This is a genomic window from Paraburkholderia solitsugae (assembly GCF_013177695.1).
Classification (GTDB): Bacteria; Pseudomonadota; Gammaproteobacteria; order Burkholderiales; family Burkholderiaceae; genus Paraburkholderia; species Paraburkholderia solitsugae.
Genome location: NZ_WOEY01000095.1, coordinates 16,910 through 41,522, shown reverse-complemented (window position 1 = coordinate 41,522; position 24,613 = coordinate 16,910). Strand labels below are relative to the sequence as shown.

Below are 24,613 nucleotides of genomic sequence, written 5' to 3'. Positions count from 1 at the left end.
CGCTGGTTAATCGGCAGGCGTGAGCTTGCGCAGACGCCAGATCAGACTCGAGGTGTCGTAGCGGTTGCCGCCTAACGCCTGAATGTCGCCGTAGAACTGATCGACAAGCGCGGTGACCGGCAGCGACACGCCAACGCGCTTCGCTTCGTCGAGGCAGAAACCGAGGTCCTTGCGCATCCAGTCGACGGCGAAGCCGTAATCGAACTTACCTTCGATCATCGTTTTGCCGCGGTTGTCCATCTGCCAGCTCGCCGCCGCGCCCTTGCCGATCACCTCCAGGACGCGGGCCATGTCGAGGCCTGCGCTCTCGCCGAAATGGATCGCTTCGGACAGGCCCTGCACGATGCTGGCGACGCAGATCTGATTGACCATTTTAGCCAGTTGACCGGCACCGGTCGGGCCGATCAGTGTGACGGCGGCCGCGTAATGGCGCAGCGTCGCCGCGGCACGTTCGAACGCCGCCGCGTCGCCGCCGCACATGATCGTCAGCTTGCCGTTTTGCGCCCCGGACTGGCCGCCCGAGACCGGCGCGTCGATGAAGTGCAAACCCTGCGTGCCCGCGATGTCCGCGAGTTCCCGGGCGACGTTAGCCGAGGTGGTGGTGTGATCGACGAACGGCGTGCCACGCGCCATGCCCGCAAATGCGCCCTGGTCGCCGAGGGTGATGCTGCGCAGATCGTCGTCGTTGCCCACGCATGCCAGCACCAGCTCGGCGCCGTCCACGGCTTCGCGCGGCGTGTGTGCTGCGCGTCCGCCGTACTCGGCGACCCATTGCTCCGCTTTTTGCGCGGTACGGTTGTAAACCGTCACGTCGAGGCCGGCTTTCGCCAGATGCCCGGCCATCGGATAACCCATGACACCGAGGCCGAGAAAGGTGACGCGGCGCACTGCATCGCTCGAAGAAGCGTTTGCTGGATTGTTCATTGGGGTTCCTCAGGGCGGGGAAGAGTATGGGGAAATCAATTATGTCAGCGATGTCTGCGTGGTGCGAGCCGTGCGTCAACCGCCCTGAATGGTCCCTTAGCAAAGAAGTCAATCGCAGTGTTACCGGATCGAGCTCGCCATGCAGACTGTTCTAAAACCGCTCCACCCTGAACGGCCGCGTGTCTACAAGCGTCTTCTCGTCGGTCATCATCTCGGCGATCAGCCGGCCCGTGACCGGGCCTAGCGTGAGCCCATGGTGTGCATGGCCGAACGCGAACCACAAGTCTTTGTGATTTCTCGCGGACCCGATGATCGGCATCATGTCGGGCGTACAAGGGCGCCGTCCCATCCATGGTTCGTCGTCGAGACGCTTGCCCAATGGAAACAGCGTGCGCGCAATCGGCTCGACCGCGGCGAGTTGCGTGGGCGTTTTGGGCGCATCGCAGTGCGCGATTTCCGCCCCGGTGGTCAAGCGGATGCCTTTTGCCATGGGTGCGATCAGGTAGCCTTTCTCGACGTCCAGAACCGGATGATTTAGCCGGGCCATTGCCTCAGCCGCATAGTGCATGTGGTACCCGCGTTTGACAGCAAGCGGCAAGCGATAGCCGAGTCGCGTACTGACCCGATCCGACCACGGCCCCAACGCGACTACCGCCGACGAAGCAGTGATCGTTCCGGCTTCCGTATCGACCGCCCAACCCTCCCGAAACGAGTCCGCGTCGCCGATGAAGAACCGCCCACCCAGCGCTTCGAAATACTTCGCGTAGGCGGTGACAAGCGCGTTGGGATCGCTCACGGAATCAGACGCCGGGTAGCGCAAGCCGCCTGACAAGGTCTTGTCGAGATCGGGCTCCTTCTGTTGCAGGCGGGCGGCGTCGAGCGCTTCGAACTCGACGCCATATTCCCGATGCCACTGTTCAACGAGCCGGATTTCCGCGTCCCGTACCTTGTCAGTGCGAAACACCTTGATCCAGCCGGTGTGGCGCAACAACGCGCTCGCGCCGGCCGCGGCGGCCAGCGCGCGGTGTTCGTCCACGCAATGCTCGATCAGCGTGGCGTATGACTTCGCGATAGCGGCATGTTTTGCCGGATGAGAATTGCGCCAGTATTGCCACAGGAACGGCGCGGTCTTGAGCATGGCGTCGGCATGGTAGCGAACGTCTGGCGACTGGTTGCGCGCGTAGCGAAGCAAGGTGCCGAGGTCACGTGGAAACGCGTAGGGATACACGGCTTCGCGCTGGATCAGCCCGGCGTTGCCAAACGACGTTTCGTTGCCGGGCTGCTTACGGTCGACCAGCGCGACCTGGCGCCCGCGTTGCTGAAGGTGCACGGCAACGCACACGCCGACAATGCCCGCACCGAGCACAACGGCATCGAATTTCAAAGTGGTCATGGAGTATTTCGGGCGTTATGGAGAATGATTTCGTCCGTTTGAGGTGCACCCGCATCATAGTCTGTCGAGTCGTCTTAAATCCCCGTGCGATCTGGGCAATGCTGATGCCGGCATTGTGAAGGAACAACGATACGAATATGCCATCCTTGCCTTTCCAATTTGTTTAACTATAGTGTTAAATATCAACCAAATGGTTTACAAAATGAGGGAATCATGAGCGAACCGTTTCATCGTCCTTCGCTGGGCGCGTCGGTGTATTACAAGGACCCGTTTGCCGCGCTCGACTGGCTTGAGAAAGCGTTTGGCTTCGAGCGTCAAATGGTGATCACGGATGGCGACGGCCAGTTGGGCCACTCGGAAATGCGTTTCGGCGACAGCTACGTGATGATCTGCCGCGAATGGTCGGAAGACGCGGCGAGCCCGGCTTCGATCGGCGGCAAGAATACGCAATCGGTGCACGTGCAACTGCGCGACGGGATCGACGAGCATTGCGCCCGCGCGCGGGCCGCGGGCGCTGTCATCACGCGCGAGCCGGCGGATCAGTTTTACGGCGACCGCGTCTACGCGGCGCGCGATCCGGAAGGGCACGTCTGGAGCTTCGGCCAGACCGTGCGCGCGGTGTCGCGCGAGGAAGCCGAGCGCGTGAGCGGCCTGAAAATCGAAGGGTGGGTGTAAACGGATGGGTAAGCCGATGGCATTGCCTGCCAGCGCCTCGCTCGACCGCACGCTGGCCGCGCTAGCCGATCCGAACCGGCGTCAGGTGGTCGATCTGCTCAGTCAGCAGCCGATGCGTGCCGGCGAACTCGCTCAAGCCACCGGTCTCTCGCCGCAGGCGATGAGCCGGCATTTGCGGGTGCTGCGTTCGAGCGAGCTGATCGAAGAATCGCACGACGGCATCGACGCACGCGTGCGCCTCTACGTGCTGAGATCGGCGCCGATGAGCGAACTGAAGGCGTGGCTCGAACAGACCGAAGCATTGTGGTCCGAGCAATTGCTGGCGTTCAAGGCGCATCTGGAGCAGCAGGAATGAGTTCGCGCGTGCAGGTGTCGCTACGCGTCGCGGCCACGCCGCTGCGCACGTTCGATGTGTTCACGCGCGAGATCGGCAGATGGTGGCGGCCGAACGGGCTGTTTCAATTCACGCCGCGAGGCGCGGGCGTGCTGTCGTTCGAGCAGGCCGCGGCACCGCTCACGCCCGGGGAGTATGGCCGCCTGATCGAAACGCAGCCGGACGGCAGTGTGTTCGAGATCGGCCGCGTCACAGCGTGGGAGCCGGGCGAGCGGTTGGCATTCGGCTGGCATCAGGCCAGTTTCACCGATGCGCAGCACACGCACGTCGAAGTGCGTTTCGAAGCGGTGGGCGACGAAACGCGTGTGACGGTCGAGCATCGCGGCTGGGATACGGCGCCGCAGGACCATGTGGCGCGCCACCATTTCCCCGAGCGCGAGTTTCTGTTGCGGCACGGCGAGTGGTGGCAGGTCTTGCTGGCATCTCTGCGGATTGAAGTGCAAGCCGCTGCGCCGCCGGGCTGAAGGCCGGCGCCTCGTTGTCACATGCTCGTTAGCGTGTGGCGATAGCGGCGGCAACACCCACCATGACCGTGGCACTGGCGCGGTTGGTGATCCTGACTGCGCGGCGGGTGCTCAACAGCTTGCGCGCACGCGTGGCGAGCAGAGCCCAGCCGAAGTCGACGGCCATCAGCACGATCAGCATGGTGAGCGTCAGTTCGAACCACGCGACAGTGCCGATACGTGACAGATCGATGATGGTCGGCAGCAACGCGAGGTAGAACATCATGATCTTCGGATTGCTGAGCGTCACTAGCAAGCCGGCGACGAACATGCGCCACGGCGACTGGCCGCTCGGCAAGTCGCTGCCTTGCACGTCGGCCGGTGCGCGCCACATTTTCCATGCAAGGAACAGCAGATAGGCGACACCAACGAATTTCAGCACGATGAACACCATGCCGAAGCTGCGCGCGATCACCGCGAGACCGGCCACTGCGCAGGTGAGCCACAATGCTTCGCCGAGCCACATCGCGGCGAGAAACGGCAAGACGTCGCGAAAGCCGTTGGTCAGCACGCGTGCGACCAGCGCGGCGATGCTGGGGCCCGGCGTGCCGGCGGCGATGATTAGCGCCAGGGCGAAAACGAGCAAAGCCGACAGCGTCATAAGGTTTCTCCGCGAATTTGAGTGAGCGCGCAACCTTCGGTTCAGCGGGCGCGCAACCTCCGGTTGACGAAGCGCCACACGGCGCTCACCAGCAACGATCCGACACCGAGCGAGACGCCCAGCAGCACGATGGAACTCATATGGTCGCGCACCAGCGGCACGTTGCCGAACAGATAGCCGGCTGCCACCAGCGACACGATCCACAGTGCGGCGCCGGCCGTGACGAACGAGACGAAACGTGCAAACGTCATGCGTGAAACACCGGCGACAAACGGCGCGAAAGTGCGCACGACGGCAATGAACGGCGATAGCAGAAAGGTCAGGCCGCCGCGTGCTTCGTAAAACGCGTGCGCTTTACGCAGGGCATTCTTGTCGAGCCAGCGGTAGTCGGCGGTATAGACTTTTTCGCCGATCGCGCGGCCGATCGCATAGCAGACGATGCTGCCGGCGACGGTGGCGGCGAACAGCACGGGGATCACGAGCCAGACGTTCAGCGCGCCGGTGGCGGCGAGACCGCCACAGATGAAAATCAGCGGATCGCCAGGCAAAAAGAATAGCGGCAGGAAGCCGATCTCGACGAACACTACGAGAAACAGCATCGCGTAGACGGCCGTGCCGTATTGCACGATCAATCCGCTCAGGTGCTGGTCGAAGTGCAGGGCGACCTGCAGCACATGCATGAGATCCATCTTGGTCCGAAAGGGATTGGGGTGTTCAGGATTTTAGTCCCGTGGCGGCGTGGGCACTTGTTTATTTCGCGGTTGCAATGTCAATATCGGGGGAGTCTTCCGGAATCGCCCCTGAAAAAAAACGACGAGACACCTATGCAACACGCTTTGAACGTCACGTTCCGCCTTGCCGCGCCGCACGATGCGGACGCTATCCGTACGATCGAATTCGAGGCCGGCCAGCGCTTTGCTGGCGTCGGCATGACCGGTATCGCCGATGCACCGCCGATGGAGCTGGAACTCGTCAACCGCAAGATCGATGCGCAGCAGATCGTCGTCGCCGTGGATGCCGATGAGACCTGTGTGGGGTTCGTGATGTTCGAGCCGCAGCCCACGCGCTTATATGTTCAGGAGCTCGACGTGCTGACTTCGCATGCAGGGCAACGCATCGGCGCGGCGCTGATCGAGCAGGTCGCGCAACTCGCGCGCGCGCAACAACTCACGCAACTTATATTGTCGACGTTTCGCGAGGTGCCGTGGAACGCGCCGTACTATCGGCGCCTCGGCTTTCACGATATCGCGGAGACCGATCTCGATGCGGCGCTGATCGCGCGGCGCGACGCGCATATCGCGCGCGGACTCGACGAATCGAAGCGCGTGTTCATGCGGCGTGACCTGGCATGACGGCAGGCGAGAGCGTTTAGTGTGCCAACGGTGCGTCTGTGATGTGCCTGCGATGGGCGTGCAATCCACACGAAGCGCCCGACGGGCAGCGCATAAAAAAGCGCGGCAGGTGTGACTGGACATCCGTCCGTTCATACCCGCCGCGCTGTCTTGCCGCGCACTTCTATGAATCAGCCGCTTTAATACAGCGGCTTAACCCTCCGCTGACTTCGCAGCTCATTTGCGTTGCTAATTTCCCAGCTCAAATTCCAGGCGACTTCAACCACTTATTCGACAGTTTCCAGCGTCGGATAATCGACGTAGCCGGTTTCGCCCTGTGCATAGTACGTCGCCGGATTTGGCTTGTTCAACGGGGCATTCGTCTCGAAGCGGCGCACCAGATCCGGATTCGCGATGAACAGTTGACCCCACGCCACCGCGTCCGCTTCGCCTGCGTCGAGCACGTGCTGCGCGGTTTCCTTGGTGAACTTTTCGTTCGCGATGTACGGGCCGCCGAATGCCTTCTTCAGTTGCGGGCCGAGGCGGTCGTCGCCGAGCGCTTCGCGAGCAGCGATGAACGCAATCTTGCGCTTGCCGAGTTCGTGTGCCACGTAACCAAAGGTGGCAGCCGGATCCGAATCGCCCATGGTGTGCGCGTCGCGGCGCGGTGCGAGGTGCACGCCGACACGGTTCGCGCCCCAGACGTCGATACAGGCATCGGTGATTTCGAGCAGCAGGCGGGCGCGGTTTTCGATCGGGCCGCCGTACGCGTCGGTACGCTTGTTGGTGCTGTCCTGCAGGAACTGGTCGAGCAGATATCCGTTCGCGCCGTGCACTTCCACGCCGTCGAAACCTGCCGCCTTCGCGTTTTCGGCGCCCTTGCGGAATGCGTCGACCACACCGGCGATTTCATCGAGTTCCAGTGCGCGCGGCGTCACGTACGGACGCTCCGGACGCACGAGGCTCACGTGGCCTTGTGCCGGGATCGCGCTCGGCGCGACCGGCAGTTCGCCGTTCAGGAACAGCGGGTCCGAAATACGGCCGACGTGCCACAGTTGCAGGAAGATCTTGCCGCCGGCTGCATGCACGGCGCTCGTGACGATCTTCCAGCCTTCGACCTGTTCCTGCGACCAGATGCCCGGGGTGTCGGCGTAACCGACGCCTTGCGGTGTGACGGAAGTGGCTTCGCTGATGATCAGGCCTGCCGTGGCGCGTTCGGCGTAGTACCTCGCCATCAGCGCGTTCGGCACGCGGATTTCTTCGGCGCGTTGACGCGTGAGCGGCGCCATGATGATGCGGTTCGACAACGTGATGTCGCCAATCTGAAGCGGGTCAAAAAGAGTCGGCATAGGAGTTCACCTTAGGTGGCGGGCGCGTGGCCCGAGCCTTAAAAAATTGCACGATGAAATAAGCGAAAAAACGCGGCGATGCGGATGATGTGCTCAGAGCCCGGTGTTCATGTGCTCGAGAAACGCCTGAATAACGGCCTCATTGCGTTTGAAAAACACCCATTGACCCACCCGCCTGGACGTGACGAGACCCGCGCGCTGCAAGGCGGCGAGGTGCGCTGACACGGTGGACTGCGACAGGCCGCAGCGCGCGTCGATCTTGCCGGCGCACACGCCTTGATCGAGTGGCAACTCCTGGTCGGAGAAGTGCGCGTACGGCTCGCGCAGCCAGCCGAGAATCTCCCGCCGTACAGGGTTGGCAAGCGCTTTGTGGATCGCGTCGATATCGAGCGTCATGTGGGTCAGTTTTCAGGGCATCAACAACTGGCAGACGTGGCCGCCGGTTGGCGGCCGCGCCTCTGCATCGCTACAAGACGAATTGTATATCGGAATTTAACGATATGTATGAAACCACTACTGGCTATGGGGTCGATAGTTGTGGGTGCACAAATAAGCCTGCACTTTGGGCACGGACCACATTTCGCACAAAAAAGAACGCAGCGCATATTTCACAATGTGAATTTGCGCGCGGAAATCAACTGCAGATGGGCCTAGGCGGTCGACAGCAAGAACTTTGGTTCTCGGGAGGGGCAGCGCGAAAAAGCTCGATTCCAATAGCAAATTAAATTTGGAATCCTATATGTAAATCTGCACTTGGCAAGCTGGACAGGCTAGTTCACGATGATTTCATTTTGCCTTCGTTTCTTGCGGCCAATCAGCACGTTTTGCACGCGCGCTCGCGCTCGAATCCCAATTCTGAAGCGGTCTGGACGTTTGTTTTCCGCTCGGACTTGATGAAGCCCCGACGGGCAACGAGCCCGATTTGCCGCGAGTCCCCACATCCCGAGACCCCGCCGAGGGTAGGCGACCAGCCAGTGATCTATCCCGCGGACAGCAAGGCTAGGCGCAGGCAGGATCTGTACATGCCAGCCTTGCACTACATGGCGATCCAGACGAGCGGCGGTGGACGACCCACTCGGCCATTCGCTTTCCCTCAAAGCTGCCGCTCAGGATAATTGGCCACGCTTTACACCCCAGTCATTTCACCGGAAACGGCGGAATGGAACCGACAGCATCGACGTCAATCGACACGCTGACCGCTTGCCAACGATCCGCATCGGCCGCTCTCGCCTGCTCCGCCTGACGCGCAAACTGGAAAGCGTCGCTTCCGAGCAGAATGTGCGGCGGTAAAGTTTCAGTGTCAGTAATCTTGAGGACGACCTCCGCAACTCTGACGGGATCACCGGACTCGTTGCCCCAATAGCCTTCCAACTGTTTCACGCTTGCACCGACTGAGGGTTCGTAATCTGGCAGCAACGCCGGTCGGTCAGCGTTGGCACGCTTTCCCCAATTGGTACGCATTCCACCGGGCTCAAGAGCGGTAACCTTAACGCCAAAGGGTGCGGTCTCGAGCGCCAGGCCTTCAGTAAAGCCACCGACGGCCCACTTCGACGCGAAATAGGCCGCGTTGCCTGAGAATGCCGTACGGCCACCCAACGAAGAAATCTGGATGATGTGTCCGCTGCGCTGCCGCCGCATGACAGGAAGCGCGGCGCGGGTAAGATTCACGGCACCGAAAAAGCAGGTCTCGACCAATTGGCGAAACTCGTTCGAAGGAACCTGCTCAAACGGCCGGGTATCACCATAACCTGCATTATTCACAAGCACGTCAAGTCGGCCAAAGGCATCGACCGCTGCGTCGACCGCCGCCAAGCCTTGCGACTCGTTGGTGACGTCGAGTTCGACTGCCCGGACATTCGCGCCGTATTGCGCCACCAGTTCGTCCAATTGGCGGACGTTACGGGCGGTCGCGACGACCTGGTCGCCAGCGTTCAGCGCTGCCTCGGCAATGTTTCGACCCAAACCACTTCCGCTTCCAGTGATAAGCCAGACTTTAGACATTTTGAGTTTCCTTTTGGATAAAAAGTGACTAGACAGTCATTTAACTAACAAAAAAATTTATCGCAATGCTTTCCGCAGAAACTCGAATGCCGCCATGCAGACCTGTTCGGCATGTTTCGGATTCCGACACATGCAGTCAGCCTCGAATTTTGCTTTCTCCGCGTTAATGCGACAGAACCGGTCACCGTCCTTCTGCTGCCTGCTCCTTGTTCCCGTCCGTGCGTGTGATTATCCCGGCTGCAATGATTCCGACCTCGTAGAGAATGACCAGCGGGAAGGCGAGAATAAGCTGAGAGAACGCGTCCGGCGGCGTCACCAGGGCGGAAATCACAAACGCACCGACAATCACGTACGGCCGGATCTGGCGCAACTTCTTCACCGTCACGATCCCCATTCGCGCGAGGATCACCACGATGATCGGCACCTCAAACGTCACGCCAAACGCAAGAAACATGGTGAGGACGAAACCCACATACTTATCGATATCCGTCGTCATTTCCACCCCGAGCGGCGCGTTGTAATGCGCCATCACACGGAAAATGGTGGGAAACACGACGAAATAGGCGAATGCCATGCCGCACAGAAACAGCGTGTAGCTGCTGCCGACCAGCGGCACGACGAGTTTCCTTTCGTGCTGGTAGAGCCCCGGCGCGACAAACGCCCAGATCTGGTACAGCACGACAGGCAGTGCGATGACGAGCGCAACCATCATGGTGACTTTCATCGGGACGAAGAACGAGCCCGTGACGTCGGTGACAATCAGCTTGCCGTCCTTCGGCAAGTTCTGGATCAGTGGATGGGCCAGCAGCCGGAAGATATCGGGCGCCCAGTAAACCAGTCCGATGAACACGAAGACCACGGAAGCGCCTGCGCGGATGATCCGGTCACGTAGTTCGACCAGGTGTGAAATGAACGTCTCTTCGACTGGCTCGTCGTTAATCTGCTGTAGGTCACTCATGCCGAGCCTCTGCCAGGAATCATCGATGGAAGGAAAGGACGTAAACGCCAATTGAAAGCGGGGGAAAACATCAGATAAACCGCGTAGGGCGACGCAGCGTCTCAGGAATACGCCACGCAGCCTGCGACGCCCGCGATTGCAGGCGCGTCTTGCGCACTGTCGCGTGCCTGTACCAGTTCGGGATAGCACCCTGCTTGACGCGCCAGTTCTTGCGCTTTGTTTGCGACGCCTTACCGATGTCCTTGACTACACCCGAGGGACTACCGGCGACGTGTGTTTGATCTGGATCACCGGCGCCTGCCGCATTGTCCGAATTTGAAGTGCCCGGATTCCAGGCGTCGTTGAGTTCGCTTTCCTGCTGGCGCAGTACGTCGTGAACCTTGTTCTCGACATCCAACGCCGCTGTTTCAAACCCGGCGCGCGTCCTCTTCAAACCGTCGAGGTCAATCTCCCGGGCAACTTCCGCCTTGATATCGTCGATATACCGTTGCGCGCGGCCGAACAGTGCGCCCGCCGTCCGTGCCACACCGGGCAAGCGCTTTGGGCCGAGCACGACGAGTGCGACGACGCCGATGAGTGCCATTTTGGTCAATCCGAGGTCGAGCATGGAATCAAAGCTCCTGAAACTGGGGAGGGGTACGGCCAAGACCGTACTTATTTGAAATGGACCGTGAAACTGATCCGATAACTACCGGTACTCGCCCCGACGCGTCATGTTCTTTGTTTCCACGTCAACGACGCCGTTATGAGGCAATTCACGCTGCCCTTCCGAAATTTCACTTTCGGCCAACCCTTCCTTGAACCCCTTGACTGCGCCACCCAGATCGCCTCCGATGTTACGCAGCTTCTTCGTACCGAAAACAAGTGCCACTATCAGCAAAACGATCATCCAATGCCAAATGCTCAACGAACCCATGATTGAAACCCCTCTCTGGCTGCGTCGCACGTGTCGCCCGCGACGAAGAACGCGGACCTTGCGGCCCGATTCGGAGCATCGACGCTCCGCTGATTAAACCGATCAAATGTTGCTACTGGCCTTGCCACGGCAGCTTCCGAAATGGAACCGCGTTAGCGCAGCGATCTGAACGCTGCCCGGACCTCGCGACTGAAGAGCTCGGGCTGCTCCCATGCCGCGAAGTGACCGCCGTTGTTGACCTCGTTGAAGTAGATGAGGTTGTGATAGCTGCGTTCCGTCCAGCTTCGCGGTGCGCGATAGATCTCGCCCGGGAAGATCGTCACGGCAGCCGGTAGGGAAATGTCCACAGCATTGAAGTTGTTGGAATGGTCTTCCCAATAGATCTGGGCCGCGGACGTAGCGCTATTCGTCAGCCAGTAGAGCGAAATATCGTCGAGCATCTCATCACGCGTGAGCACGCGTTCCGGTATACCCCCGCTATACGTCCATTGACAGATCTTGTCGTACATCCATGCGGCCTGCCCAACAGGTGAATCCGCCAGTGCATAGCCAACGGTCTGCGGCCGGGTCACCATCATGGACGCATACCCACAATTGTCGCGATAGAAGACATTGAGAGACTCGTATGCAGCCTTTTCCTTCGGCGACAAGTCGCTCGGTGCAGGCTCGCCGAGGGTGAGCAATGTGGCGATGTCGGGAGGTACTGTTGCTGGCATGTTGACGTGAATGCCGATCAAGCCCTTCACCTTTTGCATGGCCATCCGGTGCGAAATTACTGATCCACAATCACCGCCTTGCGATACGAAGCGGGTGTAGCCTAATCGGGCCATCAATTCGCCCCACGCACGTGCGATGTGATTGGAATCCCAGCCGGTCGTCTTCGGCTGCTCCGAGAAGCCGAAGCCGGGTATCGATGGCACGACGATGTGGAACGCGTCGTCGGCGCTTCCACCGTATGCAGTGGGATCGGTAAGCGGAGCGATCACCTTTAACATTTCGAAAATCGAGCCCGGCCACCCATGGGTCATGATCAACGGCATCGCATTCTTGTGGCGAGACCGCACGTGAATGAACTGAATGTCGAGACCGTCGATTTCGGTCATGAACATCGGTAATGCGTTAAGTTTTGCCTCGCCCTTGCGCCAATCGTAGTCGGTTCCCCAGTACTGGACGAGTGCCTGCATTCGCGCCAGTTGTACGCCCTGAGACTGATCGTTGACGGTCTCCTTGCCGGGCCAGCGCGTGGCGGCGAGCCGTTGACGCAGATCGACGAGGCTGGCTTCTGGCACGTTGGCCTTGAACGGGTGGATCTTGTCGTCGCCGGTTGCGGCGAACAGGGATCCGGGAATCAGGCCGGCGGCGGCTACCGAGGCTGAAGCCGCGAGAATATGACGTCGACGGGGTGAAAACGGTGTTGAAGACATGGTTGAAATCCTGGCGCTAGAAAGTAGCCGGCGCGCCCATCGCGATGCGCCGGAGTGTTCACGAGAAGAACGCTCCATTGCCGGACTTCCTGACGGTCCAGCCGGGGTGAAGCATGGATCAGACAATGGATAAGGCAGGTTGTGACAGGTGATTAGTGACTAGTGGTGCGAATACGGCGAGATCGACACGTCAGGCACAACGTGAGCACTCGATTGCGACGTCATATCGCGCACGCCGCCGTATGAATGGGCCGTGATGTCCGCGCTCGCCATGTGCTCGACCTGTTCAGCGCTGACGGTCAACGCGCTCTGGCCGCGTTGCGACGCAGGTGCGCCGGCGAGAGGGTTGTAGTGAGGGGCGGGACCATAGCCGCTTGCGAAAGCGGGAGAGACGATGACTGCGCTGGCGGCGACGACCGCGGCAAAAATGAGATGCTTGATCATGACGAAACCTCAAAACATTGAGTTGGAAGCAGATCGACGCTTGAGCCGATCAACCAGTAACACGGTGGCTTTCGGTGTGTTACGCACGAAATAGATGTGTAGCAAATGCAGGGGCGCGAGCCCCGGGGCTGCGGGATTTCAGTGGCAGCCCTCTGGGTCGGCCACTTATTTCCCCTGCGATTGCGGCAGAAAGTCCGGTTAAAGGCGAACGACGTCGATAACGGCATCGGCAAATGCCTTCGGCGCTTCCTGCGGCAGGTTATGTCCGATGCCGCCGCCGATGTTCCGGTGTTGATACTTGCCGGTGAACTTCTTCGCGTAGGCCGCCGACTCGGGATGCGGTGCGCCGTTGGCGTCGCCCTCCATCGTGATGGTCGGAACAGAAATGGCCGGCGCCTTCGCCAGACGCGCTTCGATTTCGTCGTATTGCGGCTCGCCATTGGCCAGCCCCATACGCCAGCGGTAGTTGTGAATCACTACCGCGACATGATCCGGATTGTTGAACGACTCGGCCGAGCGATCGAACGTCGTATCGTCGAAATTCCATTTAGGCGAGGCGAGACGCCAGATCAGCTGGTTGAAGTCGTGGCGGTTCGCTTCATACCCCGCATAGCCACGCTCCGTGGCGAAATAGAACTGATACCACCAGGCGAACTCGGCCTTCGGCGGCAGCGGCGCCTTGTTGGCTGCCTGACTGCCGATCAGATACCCGCTCACCGACACCATCGCCTTGCATCGCTGCGGCCACAGCGCGGCAATGATGTTGACCGTGCGTGCACCCCAGTCGAAGCCACCAAAAATCGCTTTGTCGATCTTCAATGCGTCCATCAACGCGATGATGTCGACGGCAACCACAGCCTGCTGACCGTTGCGCGGCGTATCCGCCGACAGGAACCGCGTCGAACCATAGCCGCGCAGATACGGCACGATGACCCGGTAGCCAGCGGCTGCGAGCAACGGCGTGACTTCGGCAAAGCTGTAAATGTCGTAGGGCCAGCCGTGCAGCAGGATGACGACCGGTCCATGCTGCGGGCCCGCTTCCGCATAACCCATACTGAGCGTTCCGGCGTTGACCTGGCGAATGTTCTCGAATGAAGCAACACGCGTTGCCGCTTTCGTATTGGGTGGCGTGCCGTTCGACTGCGCCTTGGCGAGTCCGCTCAAACCCAACTCCAACAAACTGACACTCGCAACTGTCGTCCCAAGCAGACGACGACGTCGAGTATTGATCTGGTCCGGCATCGCTGATTCTCCTCAAAGATTAGCCACATAAGCGCCGTGCAGGTTGCGCTTGCGAAGCCAGACAATCTGGCTTGGAAGTAGTAGAACCCGTGGCCGTATCTGGCTTGTGTCCGCGAGAAGCGCCAGTGAAACGTTATGTAATTACCACTGGCGCGGACACATTGAGATACAAAAAAGGCGAGGCGGGAGTCGATGCTCATCGACGGAAAAGTGCGGCATGCAGCGCAATCAGTGAGCGATCGGAATCTGGCTGACGCCTTTCAGCAAAAGCCTGGCTTCCAGGCCGCCGCCAGGATGAGCGGCCATGCGCGTTCATCGTGACGGTGAGTTGCCTGCCAGTGGACCGGTCGATGCGCCGGCCTGCGAGGATCCGGTCTGCCCGGTGCCGCCCACAGAGCCAGCGGCCAGTCGCTGCGCGTCTTCTGCGGCGACTTTCGCCTCGGCCGCGAGGATGTCGGCAGGGTAGTCGCCCTCGTCGCCCGCGGAGGGGTTGTAGCCGGCCTGCTCGAGCCGCATCAGTTCAGCTTGAACCTGGGCGCGGGTCAGGGGGGCGGGTGAGGACTGTGCGAAACCCGTGAGCGGGCCAGCGAGGGCACAGGCAGCCAGAGTAAGGCAAACAAGCGTTTTCATGATCCGTTTCTCCTTCGGACGAGGGGGGAATGGCTGGTCGTACGGCGTACACGGTGACGCGGTGGGTCAACTGCCGAAATACGGTGTGCAATAGTCGGATGGGCCGACGCAGGACGACGGTGCGGCGGTGCTGGCGACAGCGGTGATGGCCTGCTTGCCGGCAGCGCTCGAGCCTCCCATGGGGGCGCCGGTGCCGCTGCCTTGCAACTGGAGGCGGGCGACCTGCTGTTTGAAGATCGGGTTGACCTCGGGGTACGACGTGTCAGTGACGAATTGCAGGCCTTGGGTTTCGGCCTGGATCAGTTCCTGACGGACTTCGGCGCGGGTCTTTTCCTGCGCCGACGCGCTGGTGGCGATACCGGCGGTGGCGAAGAGGGCGACGGAAAGTACGGTGAGAGCAGCGGTTTTAATTTCGAACTCCTGAATACAATGAGAGAGGGTGGAAAGTTGTTGTTTCTGGGTGAACACATGCAGCCTGAACTTATTCCGTGCTTGACTCTGTCTGCCGCGATTCCGCTTTCGTAACCGGGGAGCAGTCCATTGCGCAGTCGGCATCGCTCATGCCTACGCGAACACAGGTCGGAGAGTGGATATTCCGCGGGCGGCATGCTTTAACAGAATCTGTCGGACGCCGCCGTTTCAGTCGGACGTCTCGCGCGTTGTAGTCATTCTGCCGTTGACCGCTCAGATCCGGATCTCTGGTTGAATCGATAGACAGGGACTAGACTGAATCAGTGTCGGTTTCCTGGGGCGTCTAGCACCGTGCGTAGAGCTGTGTACGCGGTATAAACCACCCGTCTGGTGTGAAGAATCGACATCCGTGATGAGTTGCGAGCGGCTCGCTTGCGCAACACAAAAGTTGGCATTCGCGTCTTCGCTTCAGGAATAAGTTGCAGCGGGTGGATTAATCGGTCTTACGGCCGTATTTGCTCTATGAATGTCCATCCGGATTGCGCGCAGGAGTTCCAATCATGCGTTCCTTTCGCCGCCGGCTCAGACGCCCTTCGGTTGTACTCGCTGCCCTCGCGGCGATAGTGGGCACTTCTGTTCCCACGTTTGCCGCAGGCCCCGCCGGTACGAGTGCCGAAGAGGCAGCCTTTCTCTCCGAAAACGACACGGCGATGACGAAGATGATGGACGGCATGTCCATCAAGCCGACAGGCGACATCGATCGGGACTTCGTGGCGATGATGGTGCCGCACCATCAAGGCGCAATCGACATGGCGCAGGCCGAACTGCGCTATGGACACAACGAGCAACTGCGCCGCATCGCCCAGGAAATCGTGGTTGAGCAGCAGCAGGAAATCGTCGCGATGCGGCTCGCGCTGGGCCAGACGCTGCCGGCGCCCGCCCCTGTGCCCGACCAGCCGACGGCCGCATCCGCCCCCGTGCCGGCACATTCGATGTCCCCTAACAATATGCACATGAACATGCAGAAGGAGCCGTGATGAAGCCCACGTCCATCGCCTCGACCGTCCTCGCGGCCCTCGCGTTCACCGCTGCGCAGTCTGCCTCGGCTGGCCAGGCGCCCGGTTCGCTCTCCGATCCGGACATCCCGGTCAGCCACCATGATCGCGTGTACGCAGCCGAGCAGTTCTCCAACACGGTCTCCGTGATCGATCCCGCCGACAACCACCTGGTCGGTGTAATCCGCCTCGGCGATCCGGCGCCCGCCAACTTCAGCCCGCTGTATCGCGGCCAGCTGCTTGTGCACGGCATGGGCTTCTCGCCGGACCACCACACGCTCGCCGTGGTGTCGATCGGCTCCAATTCCGTCACGTTCATCGACACACAGACGAACGCGATCAAGCATGTCAGCTACGTCGGCCGGTCGCCGCATGAGGCGTTCTTCACGCCGGACGGCAAGGAAGTCTGGGTGACCGTGCGTGGCGAAAACTATGTCGCTGTCCTTGACGGCAAGACCTTCGAAGAAAAGACGCGCATTACCGTTCCCGCGGGCCCCGGCATGCAGATCTTTTCTCCGGACGGCAAGTATGGATACGTGTGTTCGTCGTTCAATCCGGAGACGGACGTGATCTCGTTGGCCGACCACAAGATGGTTGGCAAAGTCACGCAGGCTAGTCCGTTCTGTCCCGACCTGGCAGCCACCCCGGATGGAAAACAGGTTTGGTTTACGTTGAAGGATGTTGGCAAGACTCAGGTGTTTGACGCGCGTCCGCCGTTCGCTTTGCTCAAGACTATCGATACCGGCCCGATCACGAATCACGTGAACATCGTGCACAACGCCAATGGCATGTTTGCTTACGTTACCGTTGGCGGGCTGAATCAGGTGAAGGTGTTCCGCACTGACGATTTCTCACAGGTTGCAACCATTCCCGTCGGGAATCTGCCGCACGGTATCTGGCCGTCGGGTGACGGTACCCGCGTCTACGTTGGCCTCGAAAACGCCGATGAGATGTCCGCGATCGATACGCTGACCAACAAGGTCGTTGCCAACGTGCCGATCGGGCAGGCGCCGCAGGCAGTGGCCTACGTGCCGAATGCCGTGCCGGAAGGCGACGGCACTCAGAACACGCAACCGCTCGGGTTGGCGGGGCAGACTACCCATCTCGCGCTGATGCCCGTTGGCACAGGCAAACCGGCGGGCGCCGCGAGCGCCGCCACCACGGTCACTTTGTTCGATCAGGGACTGGTGCAGGTTCTCCAGGCGGCCGTGACAGGGTTGCAGCCGAAGCAGCCCTATGTGCTGGGCTTCTCGGACAAACCCGATGGCAGCGGTAGCGTGGAGCCGCTCGCCAACTTCATGACGAACCCAGCCGGCGCTGCGATTGTCAACGCGCTGGGCCAGATTCGCCAGGTGGTTGCGCCGGGGGTAAGCACGGCGGGCGACAGGCGCCGTTACCTCGTGATTGCTCCGCAAGTATCGGGTAAGCCGGGCGCGCCGGTCCAGGTGCAGGCGCTTTAAGGGGTAAGCGTACCTTTCATGCGGAAAATGGCGAAAGCAAAGCGTCGAAGCCACTTTGCTTTCGCTCGCTGTCCAACAGCCTGCTGGTTAGAAGCTCTGTGGGGTATTGACCCATAGAACTCTAGCGTCAACGCTTCCGATATTTCGATAGCCGTGCGGTAAATGCGAAAGGAAAAAGAAAGAGTCGCCTGCGCCTACGCTGACAGTTTGGTCGCCAACAGTAAGCTCCAGTTCGCCTTGGAGCACGAAACCCATTTCTTCGCCTTGGTGCTCAAGAAAACCCTGAGACGACGCGCCTGCGGGAACATGATGAATATTGGCTTCTAAAAGAGTGCATAGATGACTGGGAAGCAATGTCTCCAAAGACACAGCGTCTCCAGCTCGATGGTGCTCCGTTCGCAATACTTGTCGTTGTCCATCTCGCATGACCGTCACGTGCCCTTCCGCGTTGTCGCCATCGACAAAGAGCTTGGCGACACTGATTCCTAACGTGACAGCGATCTTGTGAAGCATGGGTAGCGAAGGTCGGACCTTGTTGTTCTCAACCTTGGATAGATAGCTTTCGGTGCATCCGACTTTGTCGGCTAACTGGCGCAAATTTAATTTGAGATTTAGTCTCGCGTGTTTAAGTCGTGCGCCAACGGCGATTTCGTTATCCATTTCCATCTTTTCAAAATTTAACCAGTCGGACCGCTTCCAATTTAAACGCGAGCATTCAGCGCGCCCGCTTCGCGTTGCTCATCGGTGCGCTCCTCCTTGCGCGAGTGTAAACGCTCGGCACGCGAATTTGTCCTTTGGGACAAGATCAGTTTCTGGTCCGGCGGCCACTATGCCACCTCTGCCAGCACGCAGGAAGCTTCCTGCTCGACGATCGAATCTTGCTCACGCCCCGGCTCAGAGGATCTCGCGAGCACCAGCGATTGGGCCCCCAACTGGTTACGCAAGGTTGCTCCGTCGGTACAGGCAAGGAAAGCTTGAGTCTTTGTAGTCAAGTAACTTGACAAGAAATTCGCTGGTAGGTAGATTCAATGCCATGAAAACTACGGTGTCCCAGTCACAATGGCAATTGAAAACCCCCAACCCAAAGGCTTACCTCTCATCAATGGCCCCCGGCTCCTGGATCGCCATCGCGCGATGGCCCAGATCGGCGCGACCGCCAACGGTGGTGTGAACCGTCAAGCTCTGACTCCCGAAGACACTGAGGGGCGGCGACTTTTACTGCAGTGGGCGACGGCACGGGGCTATACGGCAAGCATCGATCCCATCGGCAATTTGTTTATCCGCAGGCCGGGTGTCCGCTCCAGTCTCAGTCCCGTCATGACTGGGTCGCACCTCGATTCGCAACCCACCGGCGGCAAGTTCGACGGTGTGTTTGGGGTATTGGCCGGGCTCGAGGTGCTCGAAACGTTAGACGATCACAACGTGGCGACGGCGCGTCCAGTTGAACTCGTGGTCTGGATGAACGAGGAGGGCTCGCGATTCGCGCCGGTCACGATGGGCTCGGCTGTTGCAGCAGGCGCAGTTCCGCTCGAACGCGTACTGGCGACGCAAGACACCAAGGGCATGACTGTAAGCGAGGCATTGGCGCAGCAAATTTCGCAATTGCCGCCCCTGGAAAGCAGGCCGCTTGGAGCGCAGGGGTTCGCCTACATAGAAGCGCATATTGAACAGGGACCCGTGCTCGAGGGTGCGCGTTGCGACATTGGTGTCGTCAGCGCCATTCAAGGCCTTCATTTATATCAGGTCGAGGTTCTAGGGTTCGCAGCCCACGCCGGCACGACGCCTTCAAAACATCGCAAGGACGCATTGGTCGCGGCGAATGCACTGATCGCCCGGATCCGCTCCGAGGTGGCCGATCCTCTCGACGTCCTGCGTTTCACGGTCGGACGGTTCGAAGTGGCGCCCGGATCGCCGCACGTCGTACCCGGCAAGGTCACGTTTTGCATCGATCTCCGGCATCCGGACCCCGAGCATTTATTGCGCACTGGCGACCGGATTCTCGAGATCTGTTCGGGCGAGATCGAGCATTGCTCCATCTCCGCAAAAGCGTTGCTTCGATCGAGTCCCGTGCTGTTCGACGAGCGGCTCGTGTCGGTGGTTCTAAACGCGGCCGAAAGCCGGGGATTCGCGCACATGAGCATGGTCTCCGGCGCGACCCATGATGCCAAGTACATGGCCGACCGCACTCCAACCGCAATGATCTTTGTGCCAAGCGAGAAGGGCATCAGTCACAACGAGTTGGAACATACCGAAGACGAGGATCTGTGTGCAGGAACTCAGATCTTGTGCGATGCATTGCTGGTCGCTGCAACCATGGAACTGTAATTGGGGAGCGTCGATGGCATGGGTGGTGTTGCCCACGCTCTGACTCAGGCAGATCGATTCTCCATGCCGCTTTGCGCCGCTGCCTGCGCAAAGCGGGGAGCCAACGCGTATTGTCCGGACAGCAGCGCTACATGGAGTGGCGCTGCCTGCCTGCGGCTCAGCGAGATCGTGATTGCACGACCCTGCGGATACTGACTGAATCGAGGCTAAGTTGCTGGAAACAAATCAAATCTCAGGAGGCGACAGCGGCGCATCAGCGCTCTATCGCAAGCTCAATTGGCGTTTGCTGCCGATTCTACTTATCGGTTTCGTGTTTGCGTACCTCGACCGGGTTAACGTCGGCTTCGCCAAACTGCAGATGCAGAGCGATCTGCAGTTTTCCGATGCAGTGTATGGCGTGGGTGCCGGTATCTTCTTCGTGGGCTATGTGTTATTCGAACTGCCTAGCAACCTGTTGCTCCCGAAGATCGGCGCTCGTGCGACCTTCAGCCGGATCATGGTGTTGTGGGGGATCACTTCGGCGTGCATGATGTTTGTGCACAGCGTACCGGCGTTTTATGCGGTGCGATTCCTGCTGGGCGTCTTCGAAGCGGGCTTTGCACCGGGCGTATTGTTCTATCTGTCACGCTGGTACGGGCCCTCGCGCGCAGCGGGTGCGATCTCTATCGTCTGGCTCGCCGGCCCGATCAGCGGCGTCTTCGGTGGTCCTGTTGCCGGTTGGTTGATGACGGACTTTGTCGGCGTCGGGAATCTGTCTGGCTGGCAATGGATGTTTCTGCTAGAAGGCGCGCCCTGTGTCCTGCTGGGCATCGTCGCCTTTTTCCTGCTACCCGACGGGCCGGATACTGCCACATGGCTCAACGCTGAGGAAAAGCGCCTGCTCGCCACCGAATTGGACACCGCCAACGGGCGACACGGTTCGTTTGGCGCCGTTTTGAAGGACCCGAAAGTCTATGTTCTTGCGATAGCCTACCTCTGTCTCATCGCGCCGATCTATGCTGTGAGCTTCTGGCTTCCGACGATTTTTAAATTGGCGGGCGCCGGCAGTACGGTGGCGGTGGGCTGGTACGCGGCTATTCCATACGCAGTCGCCGCATTGACCATTTTTTACGGTGGTCGCAGTTCCGACCGGCATGGTGAGCGGCGCTACCACATTGCCGTGCCAGTATTCATCGCGTTCCTCTCGATTTGCGCATGGGTATTTTTTGACGGCAGTTTGCTTGCTGCGATCGTCCTCTTTACGCTTGCAACGGCAATGACATGGATGGCGAATGTCGTATTCTGGGCCGTTCCGTCCGAGTACATTAAAGGCGATGCGAGCGCGGGAGCAATTGCATTCATCAACACAATTGGCCTTTCCGGCGGGTTCTGGGGGCCGGCCATCATCGGATGGGCGAAGACCGCCACAGGCAATATGCACCTTGGCTTTCTCGTCATGGCGGCCATGCTGCTCATATCGGCGATTCTGATCTTCTTGCTGCGACTCTCGCCGAAGCATCCTGCGACGGTAACTTCGGTGTCCGAGACTTTGGCATGAAGGCGTAGATCCGCCTCGCGTTTCGTCGAATTGCGCGCGCGTTCCCTGATCGCCCACTGTTCTTGTTCATATCCATTTGGAGGTTGTCATGAATCTCGCCGAATACGCCTCCTTTGACGGCGTGGGTTTGAGTCATCTGATTTCGTGCGGAGAAGTCAGCGCTTCGGAAGTCGCGTCGGCAGCGCTGCGCGCACTCCGTGAAATCAACCCGAAGATTAACGCCGTGGTCGAGTCCTGGGCTGCGGAAGAGGCCCCGGTAATATCGGAAGACGCCGGAGCTCACCCTGTGTCGGGTGTGCCGTTTCTGGTCAAGGACCTGGGCGTGACGATCAAAGGGCGTTGCTGCGAAATGGGGAGCCGGATCGCTGAAGGGCTTGTCGCCTCGGAGGACTCCAATCTGATGGTCAGCTTCCGCAAAGCCGGCCTCGCCACGATCGGTCGCACGACGACACCTGAACTGGCGGTGAGCACGACCACCGAGGGCCGTATGTGCGGTCCGACCAGAAATCCGTGGAATCTCGAACGCGGCGCAGGCGGCTCGAGCGGTGGCGCTGGTGCAGCCGTCGCTGCCGGTATCGTCCCGCTCGCACATGCTACCGACGGCGGTGGTTCCATCCGCGTGCCTGCGGCCTTCAATGGCTTGTTCGGGATGAAGCCGACAAGAGGGCGTGTCTCGAACGGCCCGGCTGTGGACGAGGTATGGAACGGACTCGGGGTGCACATGGGGGTGAGTCGCTCAGTGCGTGATAGCGCCGCTCTCCTTGACGCTGTCAACGGCGGAGGCATCGGCGAGCCGTACTATATTGCGCCGCCCACCAACAGCTATCTGTCTGAGCTCCAGCGAAGCCCGGGCAAGCTCAAGATCGGCTTCATGTTGAATCCCGCGAACGGCGCCCGAACAGCGGCCGTGGTGGCGAACGCCACGCTGGCTGTCGCGCGCTGTCTGGCATCGCTCGGCCACGAAGTCGAAGAAGTCACGCCGGACCTCGGCGTCAGCTGGGATGCTTTCGTTCATGCGAATGCACAATTCTGGACTGCGAACGCTGCCCTGAGGCTCGATATGCTCTCTGCGGCAACCGGAAGGCTGGTCACGACGGAGTTCCTCGAACCGGCAACGTATGCGGTCTATGAGTATGGCAGTCGCGTCAGCGGCACGGATTTGCTGGCTGCGCTGCAGACACGAAATACCGTGGCGCGTGCGGCAGGGCGCATTTTCCAACACTACGACGTCGTCTTGACGCCGACGCTACCCGGTCTGGCGCCGCGCGTTGGTGAATACAACCGCGTCGAGACTTCCGTCGATGGTCTTGGCTGGATTGCTCATGTGCTTGGGCAGACGCCGTTCACTGCATTGGCGAACGTTGCGGGACTGCCGGCCATGTCGGTTCCGCTGTCGTTCGACGACGAGACGGGACTGCCAATTGGGTCGCATTTTTGCGCGAGCTTTGGACGAGAGGATATTCTCTTCCGTCTAGCAGCCCAGTTAGAGGTCGCCATGCCGTGGTCCGAACGCCGCCCGCCAGTATGGGCAGGGACGAATTCCCCGGACTAACCAGGCGGCCAGGCCCGCTGTTCAGATCTGGCGATCGAGACCACCCTGATGCTGGGCAGTGGCAATTGACCGAACGGGCCAGAGCGATGATAAAAAACAACGCTGCCCACGTACGAAGAGGCAACGAGTCCTCAAGGGACGCACTTCATTGGCGAGCGATTGCCCTCTGACCAAGGTTTTGTTCGGCAGGGGTGTCAATAAATGGGGTGGGGGTAAGTTTGCTTCCTCTCCCGGATATCGGTGTTTTCGCCGACAGATTTGAATAATTTTGACCGTGAAGTGTTAGCGTAGATAGAGTCGCTACGGTCGCGTCGCCGTTCATCCGTTAGAACAGATGTTTCCAACGGGCCGACCGACGATGCCGCCGATCGGGCGACATTGTTTATGTGTCTATAGAAGGACTGAAATCATGATCAAGACCTTGCTTTGCGTCATTGCCTGCGCGATTCCCGTTGCCTCGTTCGCCGAGGCGCCCAAGGTTTCTAACGGCATGCTCGTCGACGAAAACGGCATGACGCTCTACACGTTCGACAAGGACACCACCCCCGGGAAGAGCGCCTGCACGGGAGACTGCACGAAGCTATGGCCGGCCACGCACGCCAGTGCGGACGACAAGGCCAGTGGCGACTGGAGTTTCGTGCCCACGGCCGACGGCGGGAACCAGTGGGCCTATAAGGGACACCCGCTCTATCGCTTCTCGAAGGACACTCAGCCGGGACAGATGAACGGCGATGGCTTCAAGGGCATTTGGCATATGGCGAAGCCCTGAAGGTGCTACGCGGCGGCACTTGACCGGTCCTGCGCGCCGAGTGCCGCGACGAGCGGTTCGGTGGGGAGAGCGTGGCGTTGGTGCATGGACGCGACGGTGTGCGCAATGTACCTCTTTCCCCACGGACTATGCTGCGGGAACCTGGCCGCGAACGGACTTCGGGCGTGCGGCGGCCAGCATGCGGTTGCGCACCGCCACGCCGATCGCTGCTTCGGTTTGCTGAGCATCGGGATGGCGAGCCCGCAGACGCGGGCCAATCAGCGCCTTGTAGCGGCCCATCCACTGCGCCAGCGCCTCGGGCGTGATCCACAACGTCAGGCTCCCCCCGGCTGCGCAGGCCCGCTTCGTACTCCGGCCAGTTCGTCACACGATGCGCCATCTTCGCGATGTGATGCCGGCGATCGGCGTTGTGCTTGTGCAGCATGCGTCAGCTTCTGAATAGTGCGGCCGTCACTCTATTACCCCAACCTTTCATCGACATGGCCGCGCACCAATGCCACGCAGATCGTCACTCGCGTGGAGAACTTCAAGGGTTTCTATCTGGCCGAAACCTACCACCAGAATTTTCTCGCGCTCCATTCTGACGACCCGTACATTGTCTTCAACGAGTTACCGAAATTGGGCAACCTGAAAAAGACGTTTCCTGATCCGTACCTCAGCGCCCCGGTCTGCTGAAAACCACGCCGTCGTAGGCAGATCGTTCGCTCCGATCGGGGGAA

27 protein-coding genes and 3 pseudogenes are annotated in these 24,613 nt (G+C 60.1%); 11 read left to right on the top strand and 19 right to left on the bottom strand.

Annotated features, from left to right (window positions below; genetic code table 11):
• Positions 1-6 precede the first annotated feature (6 nt).
• From GNZ12_RS24720 to GNZ12_RS45600, 3 genes are all read right to left on the bottom strand, one after another.
• The gene (locus GNZ12_RS24720) at positions 7-924 is read right to left on the bottom strand and encodes an NAD(P)-dependent oxidoreductase (RefSeq protein WP_172314593.1); all 918 of its coding nucleotides are present in this window, start codon (positions 922-924) and stop codon (positions 7-9) included.
• Positions 925-1,075: 151 nt separating this feature from the next.
• The gene (locus GNZ12_RS24715; protein ID WP_172314629.1) at positions 1,076-2,308 is read right to left on the bottom strand and encodes an NAD(P)/FAD-dependent oxidoreductase; all 1,233 of its coding nucleotides are present in this window, start codon (positions 2,306-2,308) and stop codon (positions 1,076-1,078) included.
• Entirely contained in the window at positions 2,208-2,444 is a 237-nt protein-coding gene (locus GNZ12_RS45600; RefSeq protein ID WP_172314591.1) for a helix-turn-helix domain-containing protein, read from the bottom strand. The genes GNZ12_RS24715 and GNZ12_RS45600 overlap by 101 nt, the downstream gene beginning before the upstream one ends.
• Positions 2,445-2,530: 86 nt before the next feature.
• Here GNZ12_RS45600 and GNZ12_RS24705 point away from each other — a divergent pair, with 86 nt between their 5' ends.
• Genes GNZ12_RS24705 through GNZ12_RS24695 form a run of 3 tightly spaced genes read left to right on the top strand, consistent with a single transcriptional unit; the run spans position 2,531 to position 3,850 of the window.
• A complete protein-coding gene (locus tag GNZ12_RS24705) occupies positions 2,531-2,992 on the top strand; it encodes a VOC family protein (protein WP_172314589.1) in 462 nt (153 codons plus the stop codon).
• A gap of 4 nt (positions 2,993-2,996) precedes the next feature.
• The gene (locus GNZ12_RS24700; protein WP_235993868.1) at positions 2,997-3,347 is read left to right on the top strand and encodes an ArsR/SmtB family transcription factor; all 351 of its coding nucleotides are present in this window, start codon (positions 2,997-2,999) and stop codon (positions 3,345-3,347) included.
• Positions 3,344-3,850 carry an SRPBCC domain-containing protein gene (locus tag GNZ12_RS24695; protein WP_172314587.1) on the top strand — a complete coding sequence of 169 codons (507 nt, stop codon included), beginning with the start codon at positions 3,344-3,346 and terminating at the stop codon, positions 3,848-3,850. Before GNZ12_RS24700 ends, GNZ12_RS24695 begins: the two co-directional genes overlap by 4 nt.
• A gap of 28 nt (positions 3,851-3,878) precedes the next feature.
• Here the strand turns inward: GNZ12_RS24695 and GNZ12_RS24690 are convergent, their stop codons facing one another.
• A complete protein-coding gene (locus GNZ12_RS24690; protein ID WP_172314585.1) occupies positions 3,879-4,490 on the bottom strand; it encodes a LysE family translocator in 612 nt (203 codons plus the stop codon).
• Positions 4,491-4,531: 41 nt separating this feature from the next.
• Complete coding sequence (locus tag GNZ12_RS24685; protein WP_172314583.1) at positions 4,532-5,179, bottom strand: VTT domain-containing protein; 648 nt, start codon at positions 5,177-5,179, stop codon at positions 4,532-4,534.
• A gap of 135 nt (positions 5,180-5,314) precedes the next feature.
• Between GNZ12_RS24685 and GNZ12_RS24680 the strand changes: the two genes are divergently transcribed.
• Positions 5,315-5,842: a GNAT family N-acetyltransferase gene (locus GNZ12_RS24680; protein WP_172314581.1), complete on the top strand. Its 528-nt coding sequence runs from the start codon at positions 5,315-5,317 to the stop codon at positions 5,840-5,842.
• A 266-nt stretch (positions 5,843-6,108) separates the two neighbouring features.
• Here the strand turns inward: GNZ12_RS24680 and GNZ12_RS24675 are convergent, their stop codons facing one another.
• The 11 genes from GNZ12_RS24675 to GNZ12_RS24625 form a co-directional block, all read right to left on the bottom strand.
• On the bottom strand, positions 6,109-7,170 hold the full coding sequence (locus GNZ12_RS24675; RefSeq protein WP_172314579.1) for an alkene reductase: 1,062 nt from the start codon (positions 7,168-7,170) through the stop codon (positions 6,109-6,111).
• Positions 7,171-7,263: 93 nt separating this feature from the next.
• A complete protein-coding gene (locus GNZ12_RS24670) occupies positions 7,264-7,566 on the bottom strand; it encodes an ArsR/SmtB family transcription factor (protein WP_172314577.1) in 303 nt (100 codons plus the stop codon).
• A gap of 741 nt (positions 7,567-8,307) precedes the next feature.
• Positions 8,308-9,171 carry an SDR family NAD(P)-dependent oxidoreductase gene (locus GNZ12_RS24665; protein WP_172314575.1) on the bottom strand — a complete coding sequence of 288 codons (864 nt, stop codon included), beginning with the start codon at positions 9,169-9,171 and terminating at the stop codon, positions 8,308-8,310.
• Positions 9,172-9,352: 181 nt separating this feature from the next.
• Positions 9,353-10,129: a twin-arginine translocase subunit TatC gene (gene tatC / locus GNZ12_RS24660; protein ID WP_172314573.1), complete on the bottom strand. Its 777-nt coding sequence runs from the start codon at positions 10,127-10,129 to the stop codon at positions 9,353-9,355.
• Positions 10,130-10,199: 70 nt separating this feature from the next.
• A complete protein-coding gene (gene tatB / locus GNZ12_RS24655; protein WP_172314571.1) occupies positions 10,200-10,736 on the bottom strand; it encodes a Sec-independent protein translocase protein TatB in 537 nt (178 codons plus the stop codon).
• 81 nt (positions 10,737-10,817) lie between these two features.
• The gene (gene tatA / locus GNZ12_RS24650) at positions 10,818-11,045 is read right to left on the bottom strand and encodes a Sec-independent protein translocase subunit TatA (protein WP_172314569.1); all 228 of its coding nucleotides are present in this window, start codon (positions 11,043-11,045) and stop codon (positions 10,818-10,820) included.
• A 152-nt stretch (positions 11,046-11,197) separates the two neighbouring features.
• Positions 11,198-12,469, bottom strand: a complete 1,272-nt coding sequence (locus GNZ12_RS24645; RefSeq protein WP_172314567.1) for an epoxide hydrolase family protein — start codon at positions 12,467-12,469, stop codon at positions 11,198-11,200.
• Positions 12,470-12,628: 159 nt separating this feature from the next.
• The gene (locus GNZ12_RS24640; RefSeq protein ID WP_172314565.1) at positions 12,629-12,913 is read right to left on the bottom strand and encodes a hypothetical protein; all 285 of its coding nucleotides are present in this window, start codon (positions 12,911-12,913) and stop codon (positions 12,629-12,631) included.
• A 198-nt stretch (positions 12,914-13,111) separates the two neighbouring features.
• Positions 13,112-14,155, bottom strand: a complete 1,044-nt coding sequence (locus GNZ12_RS24635) for an alpha/beta fold hydrolase (RefSeq protein ID WP_172314563.1) — start codon at positions 14,153-14,155, stop codon at positions 13,112-13,114.
• 312 nt (positions 14,156-14,467) lie between these two features.
• A complete protein-coding gene (locus tag GNZ12_RS24630) occupies positions 14,468-14,785 on the bottom strand; it encodes a DUF4148 domain-containing protein (RefSeq protein WP_216673342.1) in 318 nt (105 codons plus the stop codon).
• 66 nt (positions 14,786-14,851) lie between these two features.
• Positions 14,852-15,253, bottom strand: a complete 402-nt coding sequence (locus GNZ12_RS24625; protein WP_407947728.1) for a DUF4148 domain-containing protein — start codon at positions 15,251-15,253, stop codon at positions 14,852-14,854.
• Between the two features lie 503 nt (positions 15,254-15,756).
• Here GNZ12_RS24625 and GNZ12_RS24620 point away from each other — a divergent pair.
• Both GNZ12_RS24620 and GNZ12_RS24615 read left to right on the top strand, forming a co-directional pair.
• Entirely contained in the window at positions 15,757-16,233 is a 477-nt protein-coding gene (locus tag GNZ12_RS24620) for a DUF305 domain-containing protein (protein WP_172314559.1), read from the top strand.
• Positions 16,233-17,711 (top strand): YncE family protein, encoded by a 1,479-nt coding sequence (locus tag GNZ12_RS24615; protein WP_172314557.1) that lies wholly within the window; start codon positions 16,233-16,235, stop codon positions 17,709-17,711. Before GNZ12_RS24620 ends, GNZ12_RS24615 begins: the two co-directional genes overlap by 1 nt.
• An 87-nt stretch (positions 17,712-17,798) precedes the next feature.
• On the opposite strand, the gene GNZ12_RS24610 is transcribed toward GNZ12_RS24615, so the two are convergent.
• Positions 17,799-18,371, bottom strand: coding sequence for a cupin domain-containing protein (locus GNZ12_RS24610; RefSeq protein ID WP_172314555.1), 573 nt, complete (start codon positions 18,369-18,371; stop codon positions 17,799-17,801).
• A 399-nt stretch (positions 18,372-18,770) separates the two neighbouring features.
• Between GNZ12_RS24610 and GNZ12_RS24605 the strand changes: the two genes are divergently transcribed.
• The 4 genes from GNZ12_RS24605 to GNZ12_RS24590 all read left to right on the top strand — a co-directional run bounded on the left by GNZ12_RS24605 (position 18,771) and on the right by GNZ12_RS24590 (position 23,894).
• Positions 18,771-20,036: a M20 family metallo-hydrolase gene (locus GNZ12_RS24605; RefSeq protein WP_172314553.1), complete on the top strand. Its 1,266-nt coding sequence runs from the start codon at positions 18,771-18,773 to the stop codon at positions 20,034-20,036.
• 211 nt (positions 20,037-20,247) lie between these two features.
• Entirely contained in the window at positions 20,248-21,573 is a 1,326-nt protein-coding gene (locus tag GNZ12_RS24600) for an MFS transporter (protein ID WP_172314551.1), read from the top strand.
• Positions 21,574-21,661: 88 nt separating this feature from the next.
• The gene (locus GNZ12_RS24595; protein ID WP_172314549.1) at positions 21,662-23,125 is read left to right on the top strand and encodes an amidase; all 1,464 of its coding nucleotides are present in this window, start codon (positions 21,662-21,664) and stop codon (positions 23,123-23,125) included.
• Positions 23,126-23,534: 409 nt separating this feature from the next.
• Entirely contained in the window at positions 23,535-23,894 is a 360-nt protein-coding gene (locus GNZ12_RS24590) for a COG4315 family predicted lipoprotein (RefSeq protein WP_172314525.1), read from the top strand.
• A gap of 126 nt (positions 23,895-24,020) precedes the next feature.
• Here the strand turns inward: GNZ12_RS24590 and GNZ12_RS24585 are convergent.
• Both GNZ12_RS24585 and GNZ12_RS24580 read right to left on the bottom strand, forming a co-directional pair.
• Positions 24,021-24,173: pseudogene (locus GNZ12_RS24585) on the bottom strand (IS5/IS1182 family transposase); the annotation flags it as partial.
• Positions 24,174-24,318, bottom strand: a pseudogene (locus tag GNZ12_RS24580) (IS5/IS1182 family transposase); the annotation flags it as partial.
• Between the two features lie 80 nt (positions 24,319-24,398).
• On the opposite strand from GNZ12_RS24580, the pseudogene GNZ12_RS24575 reads away from it, so the two are divergent.
• Positions 24,399-24,569: pseudogene (locus tag GNZ12_RS24575) on the top strand (peptide-methionine (S)-S-oxide reductase MsrA); the annotation flags it as partial.
• Positions 24,570-24,613 lie beyond the last annotated feature (44 nt).

Excerpts from the sequence above, each read along its gene's own strand:
- GNZ12_RS24675 (WP_172314579.1), bottom strand. The coding sequence starts at position 7,170 with ATGCCGACTCTTTTTGACCCGCTTCAGATTGGCGACATCACGTTGTCG.
- GNZ12_RS24630 (WP_216673342.1), bottom strand. The coding sequence starts at position 14,785 with ATGAAAACGCTTGTTTGCCTTACTCTGGCTGCCTGTGCCCTCGCTGGC.
- GNZ12_RS24665 (WP_172314575.1), bottom strand. The coding sequence starts at position 9,171 with ATGTCTAAAGTCTGGCTTATCACTGGAAGCGGAAGTGGTTTGGGTCGA.
- GNZ12_RS24700 (WP_235993868.1), top strand. The coding sequence starts at position 2,997 with ATGGGTAAGCCGATGGCATTGCCTGCCAGCGCCTCGCTCGACCGCACG.
- GNZ12_RS24720 (WP_172314593.1), bottom strand. The coding sequence starts at position 924 with ATGAACAATCCAGCAAACGCTTCTTCGAGCGATGCAGTGCGCCGCGTC.
- tatB (WP_172314571.1), bottom strand. The coding sequence starts at position 10,736 with ATGCTCGACCTCGGATTGACCAAAATGGCACTCATCGGCGTCGTCGCA.
- GNZ12_RS24695 (WP_172314587.1), top strand. The coding sequence starts at position 3,344 with ATGAGTTCGCGCGTGCAGGTGTCGCTACGCGTCGCGGCCACGCCGCTG.
- GNZ12_RS24670 (WP_172314577.1), bottom strand. The coding sequence starts at position 7,566 with ATGACGCTCGATATCGACGCGATCCACAAAGCGCTTGCCAACCCTGTA.
- GNZ12_RS24690 (WP_172314585.1), bottom strand. The coding sequence starts at position 4,490 with ATGACGCTGTCGGCTTTGCTCGTTTTCGCCCTGGCGCTAATCATCGCC.
- tatA (WP_172314569.1), bottom strand. The coding sequence starts at position 11,045 with ATGGGTTCGTTGAGCATTTGGCATTGGATGATCGTTTTGCTGATAGTG.
- GNZ12_RS24635 (WP_172314563.1), bottom strand. The coding sequence starts at position 14,155 with ATGCCGGACCAGATCAATACTCGACGTCGTCGTCTGCTTGGGACGACA.
- GNZ12_RS24610 (WP_172314555.1), bottom strand. The coding sequence starts at position 18,371 with ATGGATAACGAAATCGCCGTTGGCGCACGACTTAAACACGCGAGACTA.
- GNZ12_RS24640 (WP_172314565.1), bottom strand. The coding sequence starts at position 12,913 with ATGATCAAGCATCTCATTTTTGCCGCGGTCGTCGCCGCCAGCGCAGTC.
- GNZ12_RS24605 (WP_172314553.1), top strand. The coding sequence starts at position 18,771 with ATGGCAATTGAAAACCCCCAACCCAAAGGCTTACCTCTCATCAATGGC.
- GNZ12_RS24595 (WP_172314549.1), top strand. The coding sequence starts at position 21,662 with ATGAATCTCGCCGAATACGCCTCCTTTGACGGCGTGGGTTTGAGTCAT.
- GNZ12_RS24590 (WP_172314525.1), top strand. The coding sequence starts at position 23,535 with ATGATCAAGACCTTGCTTTGCGTCATTGCCTGCGCGATTCCCGTTGCC.
- GNZ12_RS24620 (WP_172314559.1), top strand. The coding sequence starts at position 15,757 with ATGCGTTCCTTTCGCCGCCGGCTCAGACGCCCTTCGGTTGTACTCGCT.
- GNZ12_RS24705 (WP_172314589.1), top strand. The coding sequence starts at position 2,531 with ATGAGCGAACCGTTTCATCGTCCTTCGCTGGGCGCGTCGGTGTATTAC.
- tatC (WP_172314573.1), bottom strand. The coding sequence starts at position 10,129 with ATGAGTGACCTACAGCAGATTAACGACGAGCCAGTCGAAGAGACGTTC.
- GNZ12_RS24645 (WP_172314567.1), bottom strand. The coding sequence starts at position 12,469 with ATGTCTTCAACACCGTTTTCACCCCGTCGACGTCATATTCTCGCGGCT.
- GNZ12_RS24685 (WP_172314583.1), bottom strand. The coding sequence starts at position 5,179 with ATGGATCTCATGCATGTGCTGCAGGTCGCCCTGCACTTCGACCAGCAC.
- GNZ12_RS24680 (WP_172314581.1), top strand. The coding sequence starts at position 5,315 with ATGCAACACGCTTTGAACGTCACGTTCCGCCTTGCCGCGCCGCACGAT.
- GNZ12_RS24615 (WP_172314557.1), top strand. The coding sequence starts at position 16,233 with ATGAAGCCCACGTCCATCGCCTCGACCGTCCTCGCGGCCCTCGCGTTC.